The 23,213-nt window shown below is 61.5% G+C and carries 17 protein-coding genes and 1 pseudogene; 15 read left to right on the top strand and 3 right to left on the bottom strand.

What is annotated here, in order from left to right; genetic code table 11:
- The first annotated feature begins 51 nt into the window (after window positions 1-51).
- From ACVWVY_RS37550 to ACVWVY_RS37495, 12 genes and pseudogenes are all read left to right on the top strand, one after another.
- Entirely contained in the window at window positions 52-1,146 is a 1,095-nt protein-coding gene (locus ACVWVY_RS37550; protein ID WP_456631132.1) for an ABC transporter substrate-binding protein, read from the top strand.
- A gap of 124 nt (window positions 1,147-1,270) precedes the next feature.
- Window positions 1,271-2,620: an MFS transporter gene (locus ACVWVY_RS37545; protein WP_456631131.1), complete on the top strand. Its 1,350-nt coding sequence runs from the start codon at window positions 1,271-1,273 to the stop codon at window positions 2,618-2,620.
- Window positions 2,621-2,726: 106 nt separating this feature from the next.
- Window positions 2,727-3,749 (top strand): isocitrate/isopropylmalate dehydrogenase family protein, encoded by a 1,023-nt coding sequence (locus ACVWVY_RS37540; RefSeq protein WP_456631130.1) that lies wholly within the window; start codon window positions 2,727-2,729, stop codon window positions 3,747-3,749.
- A 362-nt stretch (window positions 3,750-4,111) separates the two neighbouring features.
- Window positions 4,112-5,435: pseudogene (locus ACVWVY_RS37535) on the top strand (MFS family transporter).
- A 75-nt stretch (window positions 5,436-5,510) separates the two neighbouring features.
- Window positions 5,511-7,169, top strand: a complete 1,659-nt coding sequence (locus tag ACVWVY_RS37530; RefSeq protein WP_456631129.1) for an acetolactate synthase large subunit — start codon at window positions 5,511-5,513, stop codon at window positions 7,167-7,169.
- Window positions 7,170-7,235: 66 nt separating this feature from the next.
- Window positions 7,236-7,604 carry a phasin family protein gene (locus tag ACVWVY_RS37525; protein ID WP_456631128.1) on the top strand — a complete coding sequence of 123 codons (369 nt, stop codon included), beginning with the start codon at window positions 7,236-7,238 and terminating at the stop codon, window positions 7,602-7,604.
- A 14-nt stretch (window positions 7,605-7,618) separates the two neighbouring features.
- The gene (locus ACVWVY_RS37520; RefSeq protein WP_456631127.1) at window positions 7,619-8,233 is read left to right on the top strand and encodes an adenylate kinase; all 615 of its coding nucleotides are present in this window, start codon (window positions 7,619-7,621) and stop codon (window positions 8,231-8,233) included.
- Window positions 8,230-9,402 (top strand): iron-containing alcohol dehydrogenase, encoded by a 1,173-nt coding sequence (locus ACVWVY_RS37515; protein WP_456631126.1) that lies wholly within the window; start codon window positions 8,230-8,232, stop codon window positions 9,400-9,402. Before ACVWVY_RS37520 ends, ACVWVY_RS37515 begins: the two co-directional genes overlap by 4 nt.
- Before the next feature lie 21 nt (window positions 9,403-9,423).
- A complete protein-coding gene (locus ACVWVY_RS37510) occupies window positions 9,424-10,098 on the top strand; it encodes a poly(R)-hydroxyalkanoic acid synthase subunit PhaE (protein WP_456631125.1) in 675 nt (224 codons plus the stop codon).
- On the top strand, window positions 10,095-11,216 hold the full coding sequence (gene phaC, locus ACVWVY_RS37505; RefSeq protein ID WP_456631124.1) for a class III poly(R)-hydroxyalkanoic acid synthase subunit PhaC: 1,122 nt from the start codon (window positions 10,095-10,097) through the stop codon (window positions 11,214-11,216). Before ACVWVY_RS37510 ends, phaC begins: the two co-directional genes overlap by 4 nt.
- A complete protein-coding gene (locus ACVWVY_RS37500) occupies window positions 11,216-13,138 on the top strand; it encodes an acyl CoA:acetate/3-ketoacid CoA transferase (RefSeq protein WP_456631123.1) in 1,923 nt (640 codons plus the stop codon). The genes phaC and ACVWVY_RS37500 overlap by 1 nt, the downstream gene beginning before the upstream one ends.
- Before the next feature lie 4 nt (window positions 13,139-13,142).
- Window positions 13,143-14,093, top strand: coding sequence for an alpha/beta fold hydrolase (locus tag ACVWVY_RS37495; protein WP_456631122.1), 951 nt, complete (start codon window positions 13,143-13,145; stop codon window positions 14,091-14,093).
- 3 nt (window positions 14,094-14,096) lie between these two features.
- Here ACVWVY_RS37495 and ACVWVY_RS37490 read toward each other — a convergent pair whose 3' ends face one another.
- The 3 genes from ACVWVY_RS37490 to ACVWVY_RS37480 all read right to left on the bottom strand — a co-directional run bounded on the left by ACVWVY_RS37490 (window position 14,097) and on the right by ACVWVY_RS37480 (window position 19,567).
- Complete coding sequence (locus ACVWVY_RS37490) at window positions 14,097-15,068, bottom strand: Bug family tripartite tricarboxylate transporter substrate binding protein (RefSeq protein ID WP_456631121.1); 972 nt, start codon at window positions 15,066-15,068, stop codon at window positions 14,097-14,099.
- Between the two features lie 208 nt (window positions 15,069-15,276).
- The gene (locus ACVWVY_RS37485) at window positions 15,277-16,206 is read right to left on the bottom strand and encodes a response regulator (RefSeq protein ID WP_456631120.1); all 930 of its coding nucleotides are present in this window, start codon (window positions 16,204-16,206) and stop codon (window positions 15,277-15,279) included.
- Complete coding sequence (locus ACVWVY_RS37480) at window positions 16,196-19,567, bottom strand: hybrid sensor histidine kinase/response regulator (RefSeq protein ID WP_456631119.1); 3,372 nt, start codon at window positions 19,565-19,567, stop codon at window positions 16,196-16,198. Before ACVWVY_RS37480 ends, ACVWVY_RS37485 begins: the two co-directional genes overlap by 11 nt.
- A 173-nt stretch (window positions 19,568-19,740) precedes the next feature.
- On the opposite strand from ACVWVY_RS37480, the gene urtA reads away from it, so the two are divergent.
- From urtA to urtC, 3 genes are all read left to right on the top strand, one after another.
- Complete coding sequence (gene urtA / locus ACVWVY_RS37475) at window positions 19,741-21,000, top strand: urea ABC transporter substrate-binding protein (protein ID WP_456631118.1); 1,260 nt, start codon at window positions 19,741-19,743, stop codon at window positions 20,998-21,000.
- Between the two features lie 124 nt (window positions 21,001-21,124).
- The gene (urtB, locus tag ACVWVY_RS37470) at window positions 21,125-22,051 is read left to right on the top strand and encodes an urea ABC transporter permease subunit UrtB (protein ID WP_456631117.1); all 927 of its coding nucleotides are present in this window, start codon (window positions 21,125-21,127) and stop codon (window positions 22,049-22,051) included.
- A 16-nt stretch (window positions 22,052-22,067) separates the two neighbouring features.
- Entirely contained in the window at window positions 22,068-23,213 is a 1,146-nt protein-coding gene (gene urtC, locus ACVWVY_RS37465) for an urea ABC transporter permease subunit UrtC (protein ID WP_456631116.1), read from the top strand.

The raw sequence follows: 23,213 nt of genomic DNA, 5'->3' as shown, positions 1-23,213 counted from the left end.
CAGCAATGTAAGTTCAGATGTATCACAGCGTCAAAAGATTGCGCATCGCCCATGCGAACGCCTCGCCAAGCTCTGCCCGTCCACCGCCGGCTCGCCGGCGTCTTCGGACTTGCGGTCTGCTTCTCCCTTGGCGGCCAGGCCTTTGCCCAGGAAGCTGGCGCGGGCCAGAAAGCAGAAAAGAGCCGGCCGCAGGTCAGCCTTGTGGTCAAGACCACGACGGATTTGTCCGAAGCCGCCGACCTGGTCTCCGAGTTTACCAAGCTGAACCCGGGCGTTGCGGTAGAGTATTCCAAGGTTCTGTCCACGGACCTGTTCGACGAGGTCGTGAAGTCGTCCGGGACAAAAGGCACCGTTGACGTCGTCTGGAGTTCGTCCATGGATCTCCAGATCAAGCTCGCCAATGACGGCCATGCGGCCGAATACCGGTCGGCCGAGGCCGAAGGAATTTTCGACTGGGCACGGTGGAAGGACCGGGCCTACGGCGTTACGGCCGAACCTGTGGTGATCGTCTTCAACAAGCGGCTGCTGCGCGAAGACCTGGTACCGAAAGATCGCGCGGAACTGTTGCGACTGCTGACGGATCATCTGCCGGTGTTTCAGGGCAGGATCGCAACCTACGATCCCGAATTGAGCGGAACGGGACTCCTGTTCATCACCCAGGATGTGCGCGTCACGACGCAGACCTGGAAGCTGGTGGCGGCGATGGGACGCGCCAAGGTCAAGCTGTACTCTTCATCGGGACCAATGATCGATCGGGTCAGCGCCGGCGATCTGGTGCTGGCCTACAACGTGCTTGGTACATACGCCCTGGACCGTGCCAAGCACGACAAGGATCTCGGCGTCGTCTTCCCCAGCGATTACACTTTATTGCTGTCGCGGATTGCGCTTATCCCGCAATCCGCGGCACAGCCGGTCCTTGCCAGGCGCTTCGTCGATTTCCTGCTGTCGCGCAACGGTCAGGCGTTGTTGGCCCGGCATTCGCTGGGATCGGTTCGCGACGACATGAAGCCGGCCATTCCCGGCCATGCCGAAGCGGAGAAGGTGCTGCGGCCGATCACGCTGAGCATCGACCTCTTGACCTATCTTGACCAGGCCAAGCGCCAGCGCTTCCTGAAAGATTGGAAAAAATCCCTTCAAGAGCACTGAACGGCTACGGAGGAGATGACAGCTTGTTGACAGGTTAGGCCGCCTATCCTGCTTCCCAACAAAAGACAGGGAAGACGCTCGCAAGGCCGCTCGCGGCCGAACTTGCAATGAGGAGGGAAGAGCCATGGCGCATTTCGGCGTTCCGTCAGCGCAAGTAGAGCCGGCGTCGGCCATCGAAGCCGAAACCATGCGCAAGGTGATGTGGCGGCTCCTGCCATTTCTGATGTTCTGTTACTTCATCGCCTATGTCGACCGGGTCAATGCCGGATTCGCCGCGCTCACCATGAATAGGGATGTCGGTCTCACTCAGGCGATATTCGGAATTGGTGGTGGGCTGTTCTTTGTCGCGTATGTGCTGTTTGAGGTGCCGAGCAACCTTGCCATGGAAAAGGTAGGCGCTCGGCTCTGGATCGCACGCATCATGATCACCTGGGGGCTGGTCGGCATTGGAACAGCTTTCATCGTCGGACCCTACACGTTCTATTTGAGCCGCTTTCTTCTTGGCGCGGCAGAGGCCGGCTTTTTTCCCGGCGTTATCCTGTACCTGACCTACTGGTTTCCTTCCCGCTATCGCGCGCGCGTGGTGGCTACCTTCATGGTTGCCATTCCCGTCTCAAGCTTCCTGGGTTCTCCTCTGTCTGCGGCCCTGCTCGAGTTGGAGGGGGTTGGGGGCTTTCACGGCTGGCAGTGGCTTTTCATCATCGAAGCTCTGCCGGCGATATTGCTTGGCCTTACGGCTTTCTTTGTCCTGCCGAGCCGTCCCGCCGAGGCCAAATGGCTGACGCGCGAACAAAGCGGGTGGCTCCAGGGCCGCCTTGAGTATGAGAGCCGGTCGCGATCGACGGCCGTCGGGCATCTGTCTATCTGGAAGGTCCTCGCAAATCCCTATATCTGGGCGCTTGCCCTGATCTATGCCGGCAGCTCGGCCACGAGCAATGCGCTGTCGCTTTGGCAGCCTCAAATCCTCAAGTCGTTTGGTCTGACAAATTTACAGACTGGCCTCCTAAACATGATTCCGTTCGGAATCGCCTCGGTCTTCATGATTCTGTGGGGAATGCGAGCGGACAAGAATGGGGAGCGCTATTTCAATACCGCGTTGCCGCTGGCTCTGACCTCACTCTGCCTCCTCAGCACCAACCTGACGTCGTCGCTGACGGTTACTCTGGCGCTGTTGACCTTGGTCTTGATCGGCAATTACGCGATCAAGGGTCCATTCTGGGCTTTGTCGACGGAGATACTTTCGCCCGCGACGGCCGCGGGCGGAATAGCGGCGATCAATACGATTTCGCACCTGGGAACTGGCGGGGCGACCTCGCTGCTCGGCCTTATCAAGGACAAGACGGGAAGTTTCCCGCTGTCTTTGCTGCCGCTCGCACTACTGACTGCCGCAGGGGCGATCACAGTTCTGCTCCTCGGGCGATATCAAAAACGAACACCGGAATTGGCTGCTGATGCTGAGACGCGCGCCGCCTAGGGCTCGAACCGAAGCAGATGGAGTTAGATCGGGCGCGCGGTCGCGGCTCCGGGCATGATGCGCTGTCGACCTTTGAGAGCGCCACAACGACAAACGGGATGCAAAGATGTCAGGCAAAATTCCGGCGACGTTGATACCCGGCGATGGGATCGGCCCCGAAATCACGGAGGCAGTGACGTGCATTCTCGATGCACTGGGCTCGCCGTTCGAATGGGACGTGCAGCAGGGCGGCATGGCCGGCATCAAGAGCAGCGGTGATCCGCTGCCTGGAACGCTGATCGACAGCATCCGTCGCACCAAGCTGGCGCTGAAGGGACCGCTGACAACCCCGGTGGGCGGGGGCTTCCGCTCGGTGAATGTCCGGTTGCGGGAAGAATTCGAGCTGTACGCCAATCTGCGCCCGGTGAAGACCATGGTCCCCGGTGGCCGTTATGAGGATATCGATCTCGTCCTCGTCCGCGAGAACATCGAGGGCCTGTATGTTGCTTTCGAGCATTTCATTGCGGTCGGCGACGATCCACATGCGGTCGCGATCTCGTCGGGTGTCAACACGCATGCCGAGGCGAAACGCATCGTCCGCTTCGCGTTCGAATATGCGCTCAGCCATGGCCGGAAGAAGGTGACCGTGGTGCACAAGGCGAACGTGCTGAAGGCGCTGACCGGGTTGTTTCTGCAGGCCGGCCGCGAGATCGCCAAGGAATACGAGGGCCGGGTCGCGATGGACGACCGCATCGTCGATGCCTGCGCGATGCAGCTCGTGATGAATCCCTGGCAGTTCGACGTCATCGTTACCACCAACCTGTTCGGCGACATCCTGTCCGACCTGCTCGCCGGCCTTGTGGGAGGCCTTGGCATGGCTCCCGGCGCCAATATCGGACCGAATGCTGCGATATTTGAAGCCGTGCACGGTTCGGCTCCGGATATCGCCGGCAAGGGCATCGCCAATCCGCTCGCCTTGCTGCTGGCTGTCGGGCTGATGCTGGAGCATGTCGATCGGCCGGAGCTCGCGAACCGTCTCAGAACCGCCATCGATCAGGTCCTGCGCAAGGACGGCGTTCGCACGCCGGATCTGAGCGGCAAGGCAACCACCGGCGACTTCACCCAAAGCATCATCGGTCGGCTGGGCTAGTTGGCAACTGCGAAACCCGCCGATGGACCGGCACCATAGCCCCAGCTTGTCTGGATTTTCGCCCGGGTCTCCGGCTTCCAGTCTGAAATATGGGACGCGGTCTGACCGGAAACAGGAACTTACGCTTTGTTTCGAGGTTTTTGATGGTTGGCACGCCGCTTGCTCAAATAATGCGCGGACGACGGAGATCGTCAGTTAGAGATTCAGGGAGGGGCTGCGGTCTTTGACCGCGTTTGTGCCGTGACGGCAGTCCTCTCAACACACTTCGCCAACAGTCCCCCGTTGCATTTGCGGCGGGTCAATCGTCGGCGCGTTGTGGGATCTCGATCGAGTGCAAATGCTCTGGCCTTAGGGAGGCAAACATGACGGTGTTGGCTGCGTCGCAACCGGAAATGCACGCCGATGGTGCGATGCAAAAGCTTTCTCGTATCAAGGCGATCGTGGCGGCCTCGTCCGGAAATCTGGTCGAGTGGTATGACTTTTATGCTTACGCATTTACCTCGATCTACTTCGCGTCAGCATTTTTCCCCGTCGGGCGATCAGACCAGCCAGCTGCTGGCGACGGCCGGGATCTTTGCCGTAGGGTTCTTCATGCGGCCGCTTGGCGGCTGGCTGTTCGGCTGGATCGCCGACGCGCACGGCCGCAAGAATTCGATGGTGCTGTCGGTGCTCCTGATGTGCGCCGGATCGCTGATGATCGGAACTCTTCCCACCTACCAAACAATCGGCGCGGCGGCGCCGGCGTTGCTGCTCTTTGCGCGAATGGCGCAGGGCCTGTCGGTTGGCGGCGAGTATGGAACGGCTGCTACCTACATGAGCGAGGTTTCCGGCAAGGGCAACCGCGGGTTCTATTCGTCTTTCCAGTACGTGACGCTCATTGGCGGACAACTTCTCGCGCTCCTCGTTGTAGTGGTTCTGCAGCAGACATTGTCGCTCGAAGAGTTGAAGGAATGGGGATGGCGTGTTCCGTTTCTGTTTGGCGCCGTCGCTGCCATTGTGGCCTTGTATCTCCGCCGCTCATTGCAGGAGACGGCAACGGCGGAGACCATGCACCACAAGGAAGCCGGGTCGCTCTCCGGCCTGTGGCGTCACAAGCGCGCGCTTCTGATCGTTCTCGCATTCACGATTGGCGGATCGCTCTATTTCTATACGTTCACGACGTATATGCAGAAATTCCTGGTCAACAGCGTGAAGATAGATGCCAAAACGGTCAGCTCGATCATGACCGCGGTGCTGATCATTTTCATGCTTATGCAGCCGGTATTCGGGGCTCTCTCGGACAGGATCGGCCGCCGCAACAACATGATCCTGTTTAGCGGGGGCGCAACGTTCGCAGCGGTCCCGCTCTTGATGACATTATACAACACCACCAACGTCTACGCCATTTTCGGCCTGATCATGACGGGTCTTGTCATTGCGTGTTTCTATACGTCGATCAGTGGCGTCGTGAAGGCCGAGCTATTCCCGCCCGAGGTCCGCGCGCTGGGAGTCGGGCTTCCCTATGCCATCGCCAATGCGATGTTCGGCGGAACCGCGGAATACGTTGCGTTGTCGCTGAAATCAATGGGCCAAGAAACCGTATTCTTCTGGTACGTCGCGGCGATGGCGCTTGTCGCCTTCATCGCGTCGATTTGGATGCCGGATACACGGACGCGGGGCTATCTCGAGGGCGACGGCCGGATATAGGCTGAACCAATGGGCGCCTGCCATGCGTGAGATCGCGTCTGGTTGGAATGAATTCAAACGGGGAGAGACAGGCTAATGGCTAAGGGATCAGATTTATTGGTCGCCGCACTCGAGAACGAGGGCGTCGATCGGATTTTCGGGGTTCCCGGCGAAGAGAACCTGGATGTCGTGGAAAGCCTGCGCAATTCGTCGATCAAGCTGATCCTGACCCGCCACGAGCAGGGCGCGGCCTTCATGGCCGCGACCTACGGGCGGCTGACCGGCAAGCCCGGGGTATGCATCACCACGCTAGGTCCGGGCGCGCTGAACCTGACGACGGGAGCGGCCTATGCGCTGCTCGGTGCCATGCCGATGATCATGCTCACCGGTCAGAAGGGCATCATGAGCAGCCGGCAGGCCAAATTCCAGATTGTCGACGTCGTCAGTGCGTTCAAGCCGCTGACCAAGCTTTCGCTCCAGATCGTCAGCACGAGCAGCATTCCGACCATCGTCCGCGATGCCTTTCGGATCGCCATGGAAGAGCGGCCGGGCCCGGTCCTGCTGGAATTGCCCGAGGACATCGCCGGCGAAGAAGCAGAAGACGTCGCGATGGTGCCGCAGCATCCGATCGAAATTCCGGTCGCGCATCGTGCTTCGCTGGATCGCGCGGCTGAAATGATCCTCAAGGCCAAGCGGCCATTGATCATGCTCGGCGCCGCGGCCTCCCGGCCCCGGAGCACGGCAGGTATCGGAGGGTTCGTCCGCCGCACGCAAATCCCGTTCTTCACGACGCAGATGGGGAAGGGGACCGTACCCGGGGGCGGCAACCTCTATATGGGGACGGCCGCGCTCAGCGAACGTGACTACGTGCATGAAGCCGTTGATCGTGCCGATCTGATCATCGCCATCGGTCACGATACAATCGAGAAACCGCCGTTCATCATGGGCCCGAAGGGTCCCCAGGTGATCCACGTCAGCTACACACCGGCCAATGTGGAACGGGTCTACTTTCCGCAATGCGAGGTGGTCGGCGATGTCGGGCCGAGCCTGGAGCTGCTGGCGGACCGCGTCGAGGGACGTCTGCACCACGCCGGAGCATTGCTCGGCCTGCGCGAAGGCATTTTGAAACGCCTCACCGACCGCAACACCGAGGACCGTTGGCCGCCGACGCCGCAACGCATTGTCCACGATGTGCGAAAGGTCATTCCCGAGGACGGCATCGTTGCCCTGGACAACGGGATGTACAAGATTTGGTTCGCGCGCAACTACCGGACCTATGTGGCGAACACGCTGCTGCTGGACAATGCGCTGGCGACGATGGGCGCCGGGTTGCCGTCGGCCATGATGGCGGCAATGCTGCATCCGGAGCGTCGGGTGCTTGCAGTCTGCGGCGACGGCGGCTTCATGATGAATTCGCAGGAAATGGAAACCGCGGTTCGTCTCAAGCTGAATCTCGTCGTGCTGATCCTGGAAGATTCGGCTTACGGCATGATCCGCTGGAAGCAGGCGATAGATAGTTTTCCCGATTTCGGCCTGACGTTCGGCAATCCCGATTTCGTCAAATACGCCGAGAGCTACGGCGCGAAAGGCTCGCGCGTCGAAAGCACGGACTCTTTAATCCCGACGCTTGAGAACGCGTTCAAGGGCGGGGGCGTACACCTCGTCGTGGTGCCGATCGATTATACCGAAAATACACGGGTCCTGGTGGATGAGCTTCGCGAAAAGCTGAAACAGGTTATCGAACCGATCGGGTAAGCCCTTGGCGAAACCTGACTGCTTCAGCCGGAACTGAAATCGCAAACGCTGGAAATGGAGAGTGCCATGAGTGAAAAGATCAACGAGCAGGCCGAGAAGATGCGTGAAATGGCGCAGGCCACGCTCGATAAGGCAAAGGATGCCGTATCGAAGTACATGACGGAATCCCAGAAGTTGAGGGAGAAGACCGATTCCGGCGTTCGCGCAACCTATTCGACTGCGAAGGAAATGAACGATAAGGCGGTGGCGTTCGCGGAAGCAAATGTCGTTGCGGGGTTCGAGCTTGCGCAACGGCTGTTGCATGCAAAAGACCCGCAGGAGATGGGCGCCGTCTATCAAAGCTATCTCAAGGAGCAGATGGAGAAAATGACCGCGCAGTTTCGCGAGCTCGGAAATGCGATGAGCCAGCCGCCGGCGGTTGATCTGAATAAATAGGGCGGGTGGAGTTGATGAGACTGGTTCTGCTGGGCCCACCGGGCGCCGGGAAGGGCACGCAGGCAACGCGAATTGTCGACCGCTTGTGCATTCCGCAACTGTCGACCGGAGACATGCTGCGCGAAGCCGTGGCGGAAGGCACGGCTTCGGGATTGCGTGTCAAACACATCATGGATCGTGGCGAGCTCGTGCCTGATGACGTCGTGGTTTCGGTTGTCGCCGGCCGCATCGATCATTCGGACGCCGAGAATGGCTTCATCCTTGATGGTTTTCCGCGCACGGTCGCGCAGGCCGAAGCGCTCGACCAGGAACTCGCCGCCAGGGGGATCAAACTCGACGCGGTGCTGGAGCTGGAGGTCGATGAAGATGCGCTGCTCGACCGCATCAGGGGCCGCGCCAAGGAAGCGGCAAACAGGGGCGAACCCGTGCGCCGCGACGATAATCCCGAGGTCTTCAAGACCCGGCTGGACGTCTATCGCGAGCAGACCGCGCCGGTCACCGAGTACTACCGGTCGCGGGGGCTGCTCAACATCGTCGATGGCTTGCAGCCGATCGACGCCGTGACCGAACAACTCGCTGCGGCACTCGCCGCGTTGCCGTCTCACCAGATCAGGAGCGATGTCAGATGAAAGCTTTCACCTTCCAGGCGCCGCCCAACATTCTGTTCGAGGCAGGCGCGTCTAAAAAGCTGGCCGAGCTGGTCGCGGGATACGGCGCAAAGCGTGTCCTGCTGGTCACCGACAAGGGTGTTCGCAATGCGGGGCTGACGAAAAATGCCGAGGCAGGCCTCGTCGCTGATGGCTGCGAACTCACGGTATTCGACGACGTGGAGGCGGATCCTCCGTCGCACATCATCGAGCGGGCGGTCGCGCTCTGCCGCGACAAGGGGATCGAACTGGTCGCCTCGATCGGTGGCGGCAGCGCGCTCGATACGGCGAAGCTGGTGGCCTACCTCGCCAAGACCCCCGACCGCCTCGACGATATCTATGGCGTCGGCCTTGCCAAAGGCGAACGCCTTCCGTTGCTGCTGGTGCCGACGACGGCCGGAACCGGTTCGGAGGTGACGCCGATTGCGATCGTCACGACGCCCACAACCGAGAAGAAGGGCGTCGTTGCGCCTCGCCTGCTGCCGGACTGGGCGATCCTCGACCCGGAGCTGACGCTTGGTCTGCCCGCGCAGGTCACGGCGGCGACCGGCATCGATGCCATGGTGCACGCGATCGAGGCCTACACCAGCAAGCACAGGAAGAACCCGATGTCGGATCAGCTCGCACGGCAGGCCCTTGCCCTGCTATCGGCGAATGTGCGTACGGTGTGCGCCGACGGCTCGAATCTCGAGGCGCGATCGCAGATGCTGTTGGGGTCGATGCTGGCCGGGATGGCATTCGCCAATTCGCCCGTCGCTGCGGTCCATGCGTTGGCTTACCCGATCGGCGCGATATTCCATGTGCCGCACGGACTGTCGAACGCGCTGGTCCTGACCCAGGTGCTGCGCTTCAACTTGCCGGAGGCGGAATCGCTCTATGCCGAGCTGGCGCCGATCGTCGATCCCAAATCGCAGGGAATGAATGTCAGTCAGCGGGCGCGGCTCTTCGTCGATGCGATCGCGGCGATCTGCCGGGACTGTAACGTGCCGGCATCGCTCGCCGATGTCGGTATCGCGAGGAGCGACCTGAAGAAGCTCGCAGAGGATGCGATGAAGCAGACGCGGCTCCTCGTCAACAATCCGCGAGAATTGAACTTCGACGATGCGCTGGCGATCTACACCGAGGCGTTCGGCAACCGCGCAGCGGCCTGAGCGGGCACAAGAGTGAGCACGATGACCGAGAAAGACAAATCGGCTGCCGCGGATTCCGATCCCGGTCTTGAGTGGGCGAAGCTGTGGCAGACGATGGCCGAATCCTCGAACCGCATGTTTGAGGCCTGGTCGGGTTCGATGGGCCCGTTCATGCTGGCGCGTTTGTCGGAGAAGCCGGCCGGCTTCGGCGACGGCAATGAACTGTCTGCGGCGATCGAGCGCATGGCACAGGGGCCGCGGCTTGCCGATGTCTGGGACATCGACCGGAAAATGGCGCTGGTCTTTGCCGCCTGGATCGAGATGCGCCAGCGGCTTGCGAGCTACAATGCGGTCGCCGCCGCGCCGTGGACGGAGGCCTCGAAACGGTATTTTGAGACGATGGCCGCGACCGGTACGCGTGAGGCTCCCGCTCCGGATTGGCGCGAGGCGTTTGCCAAGTGGAGCGAGATCTCCAACGAGGAACTCATTCGCAACCAGCGCACCGAGGGCTTTCTGCAGGCCCAGAAGGAGCTGCTGCAGGCCGGGTTGCAGTTGCGAAGCCGGCAGGACGACGTCGCGGAGGCCGCCTCGGCGATGTTCGGTCTGCCGACGCGCAAGGATTTCGATGACGTGACGCGTCAGTTGACGGAGCTTCGGCGCGAGGTCCGTGCGCTCGCCCGCCAGGCGCGAGACCAGAAGACCGAAGGCGCGCTATGAGTGATCAGGAAAACCAGGCCTCGCGTTTCGCCCGCGACATGGCTGCCAACGCCGAGAAAATGTTCAAGGCGACGCAGCTGATCGCGAATACGAGAGACGAGGATGTCAATATCGGTACGACGCCGAAGCATCTCGTCATGCGCCGCGACAAGGTGGAGCTGTTCCGTTACGAGCCGATGACGCAAGCGACGGCAAAAACGCCCGTTCTTCTGGCCTATGGTCTGATCGGGCGATACACCATGGCCGATCTTCAGCCCGACCGTTCGCTGGTACGCAGCCTGTTGTCGAAGGGGCTCGATCTCTGGCTGATCGACTGGGGCCAGCCCGGCCGAACCGAGCGGTGGCTGACCATCGATGATTACGTCGATGACTACATCGATGCCGCCGTCGACCGGATCGCGCAGGATACCGGCCACGACAAGATCAATCTGCTCGGCATCTGCGAGGGCGGCGTCTTTACGACCTGTTACGCCGCGCTGCATCCCGAGAAGGTGAAAAACCTCGTCATCACGATCACCCCGATCGACTTCCACGCTGACGTCAAGGACAAGGCCGCCCACCACGGGTTTTTGAACATCTGGACCCGCAGCCTTGATCCCCAGGATATCGACAAGCTGGTCGATACCTACGGCGTGCTGCCCGGCGAGTTCATGAGCTCGGTGTTCTCGATGATGACGCCGATGCGCTCGCTGACGAAATACAATGTCGACCTCATCGACGTCGTCGACGACGAGGCCAAATTCATGAATTTCCTGCGGATGGAGAAATGGCTGGCGGACCGGCCGCACCATCCCGGTGAGGCGGCGAAGCAGTGGCTTAAGGACCTGTATCAAGAGAATCGCCTGGTGGACGGCAGTTTCGTCCTTTCCGGCCGACAGGTCGATCTGAAATCGATCACGGCCCCCGTGCTCAATGTCTTTGCGCTGGACGACCATATCATTCCGCCGGACTGCTCGCGTGCGCTTGGCGCGAAAGTCGGCAGCCAGGATTATACCGAAATCCCGCTGCCGGGCGGCCATGTCGGCCTGTTCGTCTCCAGCAAATCGCAGGGCAAGCTCAGCCAGAGCATCGCCGACTGGTTGGTCGACCGTGACGCCAATCCTGTGAGTGAAACCTGATGCGCAACAAGATCGTCGATGCCGCGGAGGCGGTTGCCATCATCCGCTCCGGCGACACCGTGGCATCGTCCGGCTTCGTCGGCGTCGGAACGCCCGATGAAATCATCAAGGCGCTGGAACGTCGCTTCATCCAGACCGGAGAACCCCGGGATCTTTCCCTTGTGTTCGCAGCGGCGCCGGGGGACGGCGGCGATCGCGGCCTCAACCGCCTGGCCCATCCGGGGCTGATCAGGCGGCTGGTCGGCGGGCATTTCGGCCTGGTGCCAAAACTCGCCCGGATGGCGGTCGACAACCATGTCGAGGCTTACAACCTGCCGCTCGGATGCGTATCGCATCTGTTTCGCGAGATTGCGGGACGCAAGGCCGGTCTTCTTTCCAAGGTGGGCCTCGGTACCTTCGTTGACCCCGCCAATGGCGGCGGCAAGCTGAATGCCCGCACCACCGAGGAACTGGTGCGGCTGATCGAAATCGATGGCGAGCAGTGGCTGTTCTACAAGGCGTTTCCGATCAACGTCGCGATCATCCGCGGCACGACGGCCGACCACAACGGCAACATCTCGATGGAAAAGGAGGCGCTGACCCTCGACAATCTGGCGTTGGCGACCGCTGCCAAGAACTGCAAGGGGTTCGTGATCGCGCAGGTCGAGCGCATCGCCGCATCCGGCTCGCTCAATCCGCGGCATGTCAAGATCCCGAGCGTCCTGATCGATTGCGTCGTCGTTGCGCAGCCGGAAAACCATGTCCAGACCTATGCCACCGGCTACAACGGGGCGTTCTCGGGCGAATTGCGCGCGCCGGCCGATCGAAACGTCCCGATCCCGCTGGATAACCGTAAGATCATCGCGCGCCGCTGCGCGCTGGAATTGCCGATGGGCGGCGTCGTCAATCTCGGCATCGGCATGCCCGAGGGCATTGCCTCGGTTGCGGCGGAGGAAAAGCTGTTCGACTTCGTGACGCTGACGGCCGAGCCCGGCATCATCGGCGGCATTCCGCAAGGCGGCCTTGATTTCGGCGCGGCGATCAATGCCGAATCCATTATCGACCAGAACCAGATGTTCGATTTCTACGACGGCGGCGGGCTCGATCTGGCCTGCCTCGGCATGGCGCAGGTCAATGGCCGGGGCGATGTCAATGTCAGCCTGTTCAACGGCCGCCTGGCCGGGGCCGGCGGTTTCATCAACATCTCGCAGAACGCGCGCCGGCTGATCTTCGCCGGCACCTTCACCACGGGCGGGCTTAAGACATCGGTCGTGGATGGTCAGCTCAAGATCCTCAGCGAGGGCAAATCGTCGAAATTCATCGGCGAGGTCGATCAGATCACATTCTCGGGCAAGCTTGCCGCAACCAACAAGCAGCCGGTTCATTATGTGACCGAACGATGTGTGTTCAGGCTTGTCCCGGAAGGCCTCGAACTGATCGAGATTGCGCCGGGTATCGACCTGGAGCGGGACATTCTGGCGCTCATGGGTTTTCGGCCCATCATCCGTTCGCCGAGAGCCATGGATGCGGCGCTGTTCCGTGAGGAGCTGATGCGACTGGACGACCTGCTCCTCAACCGGCCGCTGTCAGAGCGGCTGTCGTACGATGCCGATCGCAACACGCTGTTCCTCGGTCTCGATGGATATCGCGTCCATACCGAGGTCGACGTCGAGGCCATTCGGGCTGCCATCCTGGAAGTCTTCCATCGGGTCGGGCGCCGCTTCTCTGCGGTCATCAATTACGATTCATCTGATATCGCGTCCCACATGGCGGACAAATGGTTTTCGATGGCCGCCGACATCGAACGGACCTGCTACGACCATGCCTCGCGTTACACGACCAGCGCATTCATGCGCTTGAAGCTCGGCGACGCCCTGTCCCGCCGCGACGTCGCTCCGCATATTTTCGAAACGTCGGCCGACGCGCACCGGTTTGTCGAATAGGCCGATGGAATTGAAATCCCCAGAGTTCCGCAAAGCCTTGAAGATTTCCGCGGATTTGCCTGATGGACGGCAGATGGCTCCCGACCGGACCGGATGGGTGCGAGGGCTGACCCGGCGCAGCTTCCATCGCGTTGCGTTCGCGGATTGGGGGCCAGCGTCCGCGGTGCGGCCGGTGGTTTGCGTTCACGGACTGACCAGGAACGGCCGGGATTTCGATCACCTTGCGGCTGCGCTTGTGGATGGGGGACGTCGGGTTATTTGTCCGGATTTGCCGGGGCGGGGACAGAGCGAACGGCTGCACGACAGCAGCGACTATGTGTTGCCTCAGTATTGCAGCGACATGACCGTCGTGATGGCGGCTCTCGGTGCAACCGAGGTCGACTGGATCGGAACGTCGTTGGGCGGGTTGATCGGAATGGTTCTGGCCGCACTTCCGGGCAGCCCCATCCGCCGCATCGTCATCAACGATATCGGACCTTATTTGCCCTGGGCCGGATTGCTTCGCCTCGGCGCCAATCTCAAAGATGCGCCAAAATCCTTTGAGACGATCGAACAGGCCGAAGGCTATTATCGACGCGTTCTCGCCCCCTTCGGGCAATTGGAGGATGCGCACTGGCGGCATCTGACAACGCATAGTGTCGCATGGAGCGCGGAGGCGCGCTGCTTCAAACCGCTGTGCGATCCGAACATTGCCCATGCCTTTCGAAACCCCTGGCACTACAGCGTCGATCTCTGGAAATATTGGGACGCCATCAACATCCCCATCCTGGTGATCCGCGGGCAACAATCCGACCTGCTCCCCGAAGCCGTTCTCAAGGACATGGTGCGCCGCAATCGCAACGTGAGCGTCCACACCGTCCAGAATTGCGGTCATGCGCCGGCGCTGATCGCGGCTGATCAGATCGAGGTCGTCACCAGGTTCCTGAACGACCCCGGTGAAGCGCGGGTGAAATGAGGTCTATTTTTTCCCCGCTTTTGCAGCAACCGTTTCCCATTTCCTCGCCTCGCTCTCGATGAAACGTGAAAACTCCTGGGGCGACATGGGCAGGGGATCGGATCCGAGCGCGCGGATTCGCTCAACGATTGCCGGATCTTTCAGCGCGGTGACAAAGGCCGCGTTGAGTTTTGCGATCACATCGTCCGGCGTTGCGGCAGGCGCAACGATGCCGAACCAACCGGTCGCTTCAAAACCCGGAACGCCTTGTTCGGCGAATGTTGGAACGTCCGGGAGACGTTGGTATCGCGTGGCCGAAGAGACGGCGATGGGCGCAATGAGACCGCCTTCGATCGCAGACATCGCCGATGGAGGATCGATCACGCCGAGCGGCATATGCCCGCCGACCAGATCGGTGACGACCGGGGCCATGCCGCGATAGGGCACCAGCTCGATTCTGATATCGGCCATCTGATTGAACATCTCGGACGTCAGGTGCATCAGCGTGCCGTTACCGCCGTGACCGATCGTAAGGTTGTTTGGCTGCTTTGCCATGGTGATGATCTCGCGGAGCGTTTTTCCCCGCAGCGAATTTGAGGCTGCGAGGATGAAAGGCACCGACGCGAGGCCGGTAACCGGCGCAAGGTCCTTGATCGGATCATAGGCGGCGGTCTCCTGGACACCGAGGCTGACGCCGAGCCCTGCCGCTCCACCCAGCCCGATCAGGTAGCCGTCTGGCGGTGCCTTTGCGACCATGCCGATCGCGATCGCTCCGCCCGCACCGGGACGATTTTCGATCACGAGCGACTGCCCTAGTTGTTTTTCAACATTCGGCTGCACGATGCGCGCGATCGCATCCGAACTGCCGCCGGCGGGAAAACCAACGACGAGACGGATCGCACGTTCGGGGTACACGCTCGCGGCGTAACTGCTCGTGACGCCGGCCCATTGCCATGCGAGCAGGATTGCGATCGCTGCTTTTGAAGCGCTTCCCATAGTGTCTTCCCATCTTTGATCGAAGCCTGCATGGCCAGCCATGCAGGATCGGCTTTTGCGAGAGTGTCGCAAGAAGGCGGCAGGTCAGTCAACCGTCAACGATGACGTCGAGCGAGCATGGCCGCAAGGGTTGGAAATTGTCTCGTGGGAAGCATGTGCGCTGGCAGAATCTCGGTCCCGCGCGGGGAGAGCGAGGAAGAATGTTGCCTCAGGATTTTCGATGCTTCGCGTTCACCGCGATTGCGGCCGCTGCGGTACGGTTCTCGACGCCGAGTTTCGAGTAGATTTGCTCCAAGTGCTTGTCGACGGTGCGCGGGCTCAGGCCCAGAATTTGCGCGATGTCGCGGTTGGTCTTGCCTTTCGACAGCCACGACAGCACTTCGCCCTCGCGCGTCGTCAGGCCGAGCTCGCTGGAGAATTCCGCTGGCGTCTCGGTGCCGGAATCCTTGGCAAGCCGCAGCAGGAATTCGTTGGCGCCGAGCTTGCCCATATATTGCAGCCGGAGCTGCTCGTTGCCGGGAAGCGCGGTCATGATCGCGGCTTTCGACCCGGCCTTGCCCTTGCGGGCCTGGTCCAGCCATTGCGGGATCGGGTCGGGCAGCACGACATCGTCGTCGCTATCCGGGCCAAGCGTATCCGACAGCAGTTTCTGCGCCTGGGGCGTCGCCCACATGATCTTGCCCAGGCTGTTCACGGCGAGCAGATAACGGCCGGAGACGTCGAGGGCGGCGCGCGCGCTCTGGGTCAGCCGCGCATTGGCGAGGTGGACGCGGATGCGCGCCAGCATCTCCTCGACCGCAATGGGTTTTGTCACATAGTCAACGCCGCCGGCTTCGAGGCCGCGCACGATGTGTTCGGTTTCGGCCAGCCCGGTCATGAAGATGATCGGAACGTGATCGAGGCCGGCGTCGCGCTTCAACCGCTTACAGGTTTCAAAACCGTCCAACCCGGGCATGACCGCGTCGAGCAGTACGATGTCGGGCGTGATCTGGTCGACGATCCGCATCGCCGCCGCGCCGTCGAGCGCGACCATGACCGTCATGCCGGCGCCGTCGAGCGCGTCGGTGAGCAGCCGCAGGGTCTCCGGGGAGTCATCGACGATGAGTGCGACGTCGCGCTTTTTTGATTCAGTGATCATAGCTGTGCAGTGTTTTCAGGGCCGCCATGTACTGATCGAGATCGAAGCGGTCGATCAGCGCGCGCATTTGCGAAACGAAATCGGCATGTTCGGGGTAATCGTTTCCGATCTCGTCCAGCTTGACCTGGATCGCGCGGATATAGCCGAGTTGCCCGAGACCGATCAGTTCCTCGACATATTTCACCGGCGGCCGCGATCCCGTCTCCGGTTTCCAGCGCGGCTGGGGTATGTGCTCGGCCTCGTATTGCCATTCGATCTTGAGCAACTGCCGGATCGTCTCCACCAGCTTGGGAATATCGATCGGCTTCATCAGATAGCCGTCGTGAAACGGTTGCGCCAGCGGCGCGCCATGCGCTTCAAGCGCGCTCGCCGACACCATCAGGATACGGGCCTGGTGATGGCCGTTGGCGCGCAGCGTTTCCGCCACCGTCCAGCCGTCCATGCCCGCCATCGAGATATCCAGCAGAAACAGATCGGGCCGGCAGTGTTGCGCCAGCGCGAGGCAGCCGGGTCCGTCGGGCGCGCTCAAGAGAATGAAGCCGAGCGGCGCCAGCACCTCGCGCAAGAGGTCGCGGTGGGTCGGATCGTCATCGGTAATGAGGATCGTCTTGCGCGGGCCGTGATAGCCAAAGATTGGCGCCTCCACCGGCGCGATCCTTGTCGGATTGGTGACTTCCGACAGCAGGATCTTGACGCGGAAAATGCTGCCTTTGCCGACCTGGCTGGTCACCTTGATGTCGCCGCCCATCACGCCCGCCAGCAGCCGGCTGATGGTGAGGCCGAGGCCGGTGCCGGTCTGCGGCTGCGACACGCCGAGCGCACCGCGCTCAAACGGCGCGAAGATGCGTTCGAGATCGCCTGCCTGGATTCCGGGGCCGGTATCGATCACCTCGAACTCCGCGACCGGGCTGCGGTAATGCACAACGAACTGCACGCTGCCGGTCTGCGTGAATTTTAGCGCATTCGACAGCAGGTTGATCAGAACCTGGCGCAGCCGCTTTTCGTCGGCATAGACGACGAGGGGCAGCACCGCAGGCCGCCTGAAAACGAAGTCGATGCCCTTGGCCGCAGCCTGAACGCGAAACATCCCGACGAGCTGGTCGAGGAATTCGCTCAGGCGCACCTCGTCGCGCGATAGATAGAGCCGGCCGGCCTCGATCTTGGAAATGTCCAGAATGCCGTCGATCAGCCCGGACAGATGGTCGGCGCTGCGCCGCACCACGCGCACCTGGTCGCGCGGCTTGGTGGCGAGGCCGGAATCCTGTTCCAGCAGTTGCGCATAGCCGGAGATGGCGTTCAGCGGCGAGCGCAGTTCATGGCTCAGGCCGACCACATAGCGGCTCTTGGCGAGGTTCGCCGATTCCGCCACTTCCTTGGCGCGCTGCAGCTCGGCATCGGTGCGCTTGTGCGCGTCGATTTCCTGAATCAGGAGCGCGGTCTGCCGCCGCGTTTCCGCCTCCGCCGCGCGGCGGCTTTGTTGCGCCAGCACGAACAGCCACGCCACCACGCCGATGATGATGGTGAGCGCGAAGAACACCTTCCAGAGCACGTCGGATAGCGCAAAACCGTCGACCGGAATCGTCGCCGACGTCTGCAGATAGATCAGCCCGAGCGTCAACCCGACGAGGCCCGCAGATACCGCGAACACCCCGAGATAGTGCCCGAACTGCGAGTTGATCCGGGCGTAGATCGTCTCCGGCAGCATTTTGCCCAGCGTCTCCGACACCTGCGCGCCGATCCGCGCATGCGGCTTGCAGAGATCGTGGCAGCGCGCATCGAGCGAGCAGCACAGCGAACAGATCGGGCCGGCATAGGCGGGGCAGGAGGCCATGTCCTCCGGCTCGAACGAATGCTCACAGATGCAGCACTGGATCGCCTCGAGGTTCTGCCAGCTTCGCTTGGGTTTGCGCGCGATGTAGTATTTTCCGTCGGTGGCCCATGCGATCAGGGGCGCGGCGATGAAGGCGACCGCCAGCGCCACGAAGGCCGAGAGCGCCTTCGCCGTCGGTCCGAACAGGCCATAAAACGCCGAGATCGAGACGATGGTTGCGATGGTCATGGCGCCGACGCCGACCGGATTGATGTCGTAGAGATGCGCGCGCTTGAACTCGATGTGCTGCGGGCGAAGCCCAAGCGGCTTGTTGACGACGAGATCGGCGACCAGCGCGCCGACCCAGGCAATCGCGACGTTGGAGTAAAGCGCCAGCGTCTGCTCCAGCGCCTTGTAGACGCCGATTTCCATCAGCAGCAGCGCCACCATGACGTTGAACACCAGCCAGACCACGCGGCCGGGATGGCTGTGCGTCAGCCGCGAGAAGAAGTTCGACCAGGCGATCGAGCCGGCATAGGCGTTGGTGACGTTGATCTTGATTTGCGAGAGAATGACGAAGGTGCCAGTCAGCGCCAGCACCAGATCGGGCTGCGACAGCACGTAACGAAACGCTTCGAGATACATATGCGCGGGCTCGGCGGCGTGCTCGCTGGAGACGCCGTGGCTGAGCGCGAAGTAGGCGAGGAACGAGCCCAGCAACAGCTTGAGTGCACCAAAGACGATCCAGCCGGGGCCGGCGCCCAGCAATGCGATCCACCATGACGTGCGGGAGGTTCGGCGGTCGCGCGGCAGAAAACGCAGGAAGTCGACCTGCTCGCCGATCTGCGCAACCAGTGAAAACACCACCGAGGCGGCGGTGCCGAACAGCAGCAGATCGAGATGGCCGCCGGCGTCGCCATGCTCGCCGGCGAATTTCCGCCACTCCGTGAACGAATGCGGATTGGCCCAGGCGATCGCCACGAAGGGAAGGATGTGGAGGACGACCCAGAGCGGCTGCGTCCACAATTGGAAGCGACTGATCAAGGTGATGCCGTAGGTCACCAGGGGGATGATGACGACGGCGCTGATGAGATAGCCGATCGGGCGCGGGATGCCGAAGCACATCTCCAGCGCGGCCGCCATGATGACCGCTTCGAGCGCGAAGAAGATGAAGGTGAAGGAGGCGTAGATCAGCGAGGTGATGGTCGAGCCGATATAGCCGAAGCCGGCGCCGCGGGTCAGCAGGTCGATATCGATGCCGCATTTTGCGGCATGATAGGCAATCGGCAGGCCGCAAAAGAAGATGATGACGCTTACGACCAGAATGGCGGCGGTGGCGTTGGCTGCGCCGTAATTCAGCGTAATCGTGCCGCCGATCGCCTCCAGCGCCAGAAAAGAGATGGCGCCAAGGGCCGTATTGGCGACGCGGGCGGCCGACCATCGCCGGGCGCTCTTGGCGGTGAAGCGCAGCGCATAGTCTTCCAGGGTCTGGTTCGCAACCCATTGATTATATTGGCGCCTGACGCGGTCAATCCGCTGCCGCCCTGCCACTGTGATGCTCCTGACCCGTTCAACCGACCCTGCGTAGCCAGCAAACCCCGTACCAAAATCTACGTCGCTATTTTGCGGTGCAATATACGCAATCCCACGTATCTGTGCAGTGCACAAATCCGGTTCATCCTCGCCTGACCAATAAGCGTTCTCGAACCAAAAATGGGGTGCTCATGTCAGACGAACCAAACAAGGGCCTGCAGTCGCCGCTTCGCCGCAAACTGCTGATGGGTGCGGCGGCGCTGCCGTTCATTTCGATCCTTCCCCGGCCGTCATTCGGAGCCGGCCCCGCAACCTCCGTGGTCAACGCCACGGGCCTCGCCGTCACCGATACGGAAGTCACCGTCGGCATCCTGCACTCGGCCACTGGAACGATGGCGATTTCGGAAACTGGCTCGATCCAGGCCGAAAAGCTCGCGATCGAACAGATCAACGCCGCCGGCGGCGTGCTCGGACGCAAGATCAAGTTCATCCAGGAAGACGGCGCCAGCGACTGGCCGACCTTTGCGGAAAAGGCCAAGAAGCTGCTCGTCAACGACAAGGTTGCGGCGATCATGGGCTGCTGGACCTCGGCATCGCGCAAGGCGGTGCTGCCGGTCATGGAGCAGTACAACGGCATGCTCTACTACCCGACCTTCTATGAAGGTCTCGAGCAGTCCAAGAACGTCATCTACACCGGTCAGGAAGCCACCCAGCAGATTCTCGCCGGGTTGAACTGGATCGCCAAGGAGAAGGGCGCAAAGTCGTTCTTCTTCATCGGTTCGGATTACATCTGGCCGCGCACCTCGAACAAGATCGCGCGCAAGCACGTCGAGAACGTGCTGAAGGGCAAGGTCGTCGGTGAGGAATATTACGCGCTCGGCAGCACCCAGTTCAATTCGGTGATCAACAAGATCAAGCTGACCAAACCCGACGTGATTTTCACCGACGTGGTCGGCGGCTCGAACGTCGCCTTCTACAAGCAGCTCAAGGCGGCCGGCGTCGACCTTTCGAAGCAGGCGCTGCTGACGATCTCGGTAACCGAGGACGAAATCGACGGTATCGGCGGTGAAAACATCGCGGGCGCCTATGCCTGCATGAAGTACTTCCAGTCGCTCGACAATGCCAACAACAAGGAGTTCGTGGCCGCCTTCAAGAAGATGTGGGGTGAGAAGACCGTGATCGGCGACGTGACACAGGCTGCCTATCTCGGCCCGTGGCTGTGGAAATTGACCTGCGAGAAGGCCGGCAGCTTCGACATCGACAAGATCGCCGCCGCCTCACCCGGCATCGAATTCAAGGGCGCGCCCGAAGGCTACGTGCGCATCCACGAAAACCATCACCTCTGGTCGAAGACCCGCGTCGGCAAGGCCAAGCTCGATGGCCAGTTCGAACTGATCTTTGAGACCGCCGATCTGGTCGAACCCGATCCGTTCCCGAAGGGCTACCAGTAAGCGCAGCGGAACCTCCCGCAGCTTTCCCCGAGCTCCCTGGCGTGGACCGTCAATCCGCGCTCACGACCCCGCGTCGCGAATTTTCTCGCGACGCGGGACCCCTTTCCCTCGACGGAGAAGTCAGATGTTCGGCGAATATTCGATTGGCGATCTCGGCTCCATCTTCGTCATGCAGGGTTTTGCGGGCCTGATCCTGTTTTCCGTTTACGTTCTGATGGCGCTCGGTCTTGCGATCATCTTCGGCCAGATGGGCGTCATCAACATGGCGCATGGCGAGTTCATGATCCTCGGCGCCTACGTCACCTGGATGACGTCGAATGTGTTCCAGAGCTATCTGCCGGGTTTGTTCAGCGGCTATTTCTTCCTCGCGATGATACTGGCTTTCCTCGCCTCCGGCGCGCTCGGCATGCTGGTGGAGTGGGTGCTGATCCGCCATCTCTACAAGCGGCCGCTCGATACGCTGCTGGCGACCTGGGGTCTCAGCCTGATGCTGCAGCAGGCCTATCGCTCGATCTTCGGCGCGCGTGAGGTCGGCGTCGATCTGCCGCAGTGGATGCTGGGCTCGCTCAAGGTCACCGACTCGATCGAGGTGCCGATCAACGGCGTCTTCGTCATGGCGCTGACCGTGCTGATCACGATGGCGGTCGCCTACATCATGTACAAGTCACGCTGGGGTCGCCAGGTCCGCGCCGTGGTGCAGAACCGCATCATGGCCGGCGCCGTCGGTATCAACACCGCGAAAGTCGACCGCTTCACCTTCGCGCTCGGCTGCGGCATCGCCGGCGTCGCCGGCAGTGCCTTCACCATGATCGGCTCGACCGGGCCCACCTCAGGCCAGCTCTACATCGTCGATACCTTCCTGGTGGTCGTGTTCGGCGGCGCCGCGAGCCTGCTCGGCACCATCGCATCGGCCTTCTCGATCTCGCAGACGCAGTCGACGCTCGAATTCTTCATGTCGGGATCGATGGCGAAGGTGCTGACGCTGCTCGCGGTTGTCGCAATTCTGATGCTGCGGCCGCAGGGTCTGTTCGCCCTCAAGGTCCGCAAATAACAAGAGGGCTGAAGCCATGACCGACAATCGCTTTACCAATCGATCGGAGCTGATCGGGATCCTGGTGCTCGCCGTCTTGCTGGTGGTGATCCTGCCGCTCTGTCTCGATGTCTTCAGGCTCAACCTCGTCGCGAAGTACCTTACCTACGCCTTCGTGGCGTTGGGTCTGGTGATCTGCTGGGGCTATGGCGGCATCCTGAGCCTGGGGCAGGGCGTGTTCTTCGGTCTCGGCGGCTACTGCATGGCGATGTTTCTCAAGCTCGAGGCATCGAGCGTCGAGAACACCAAGATCCAATCGACCCCCGGAATTCCCGATTTCATGGACTGGAATCAGATCACCTCGCTGCCGTTGTTCTGGAAGCCGTTCCACAGCCTCACCTTTACCATCGCCGCCGTCATCCTGGTGCCGGGCATCTTTGCCTTGATCATTGGTGCGGCGATGTTCAAGCGCCGCGTCGGTGGCACCTATTTCGCGATCATCACGCAAGCGGTCGCGGCGATCCTCACCATCCTGATCGTCGGTCAGCAGGGCTACACCGGCGGCATCAACGGCATGACGGACCTGCGTACGCTCAAGGGGTGGGATATCCGTCCCGACCACGCCAAGATCGTGCTCTACTTCTTCGAGGTAGGCCTGCTGTTCATCTGCATCTTCATCGCCCAGTTCATCCGGCACTCGAAGCTCGGCCGCATCCTGGTCGCGATGCGTGATCAGGAAGACCGGGTCCGCTTCTCCGGCTACAGCGTCGCCAATTTCAAGATCTTCGCCTTCTGCGTCGGCGCGATCTTCGCCGCCATCGGCGGGGCCATGTTCGCGCTTCAGGTCGGATTCATGTCGCCATCCTTTGTCGGCATCGTGCCGTCGATCGAGATGGTGATCTATACCGCGGTCGGCGGCCGGCTCTCGATCCTGGGCGCGGTCTACGGAACCATCCTGGTCAATTTCGCGAAGACCAGCCTTTCGGAATCCTTCCCCGAACTCTGGCTGTTCGGCCTCGGTGGATTGTTCATCGCCGTGGTCCTCGCTTTCCCCAACGGCCTCGCCGGCATCTGGGGGGACTACGTGCAGCCGCGGATCGACCGGTTGATCGCTTCGCGCAAGCCAAAGTCCGAGGCCGGCTGGACCGACAGCTCCGTCGCCGACGGCGCGCCGGCAGAGTGA

The organism is Bradyrhizobium sp. URHC0002, assembly GCF_054059515.1.
The sequence above is the reverse complement of the archived record's forward strand: the minus strand, read 5'-3'. Positions and strand labels throughout refer to the sequence as shown.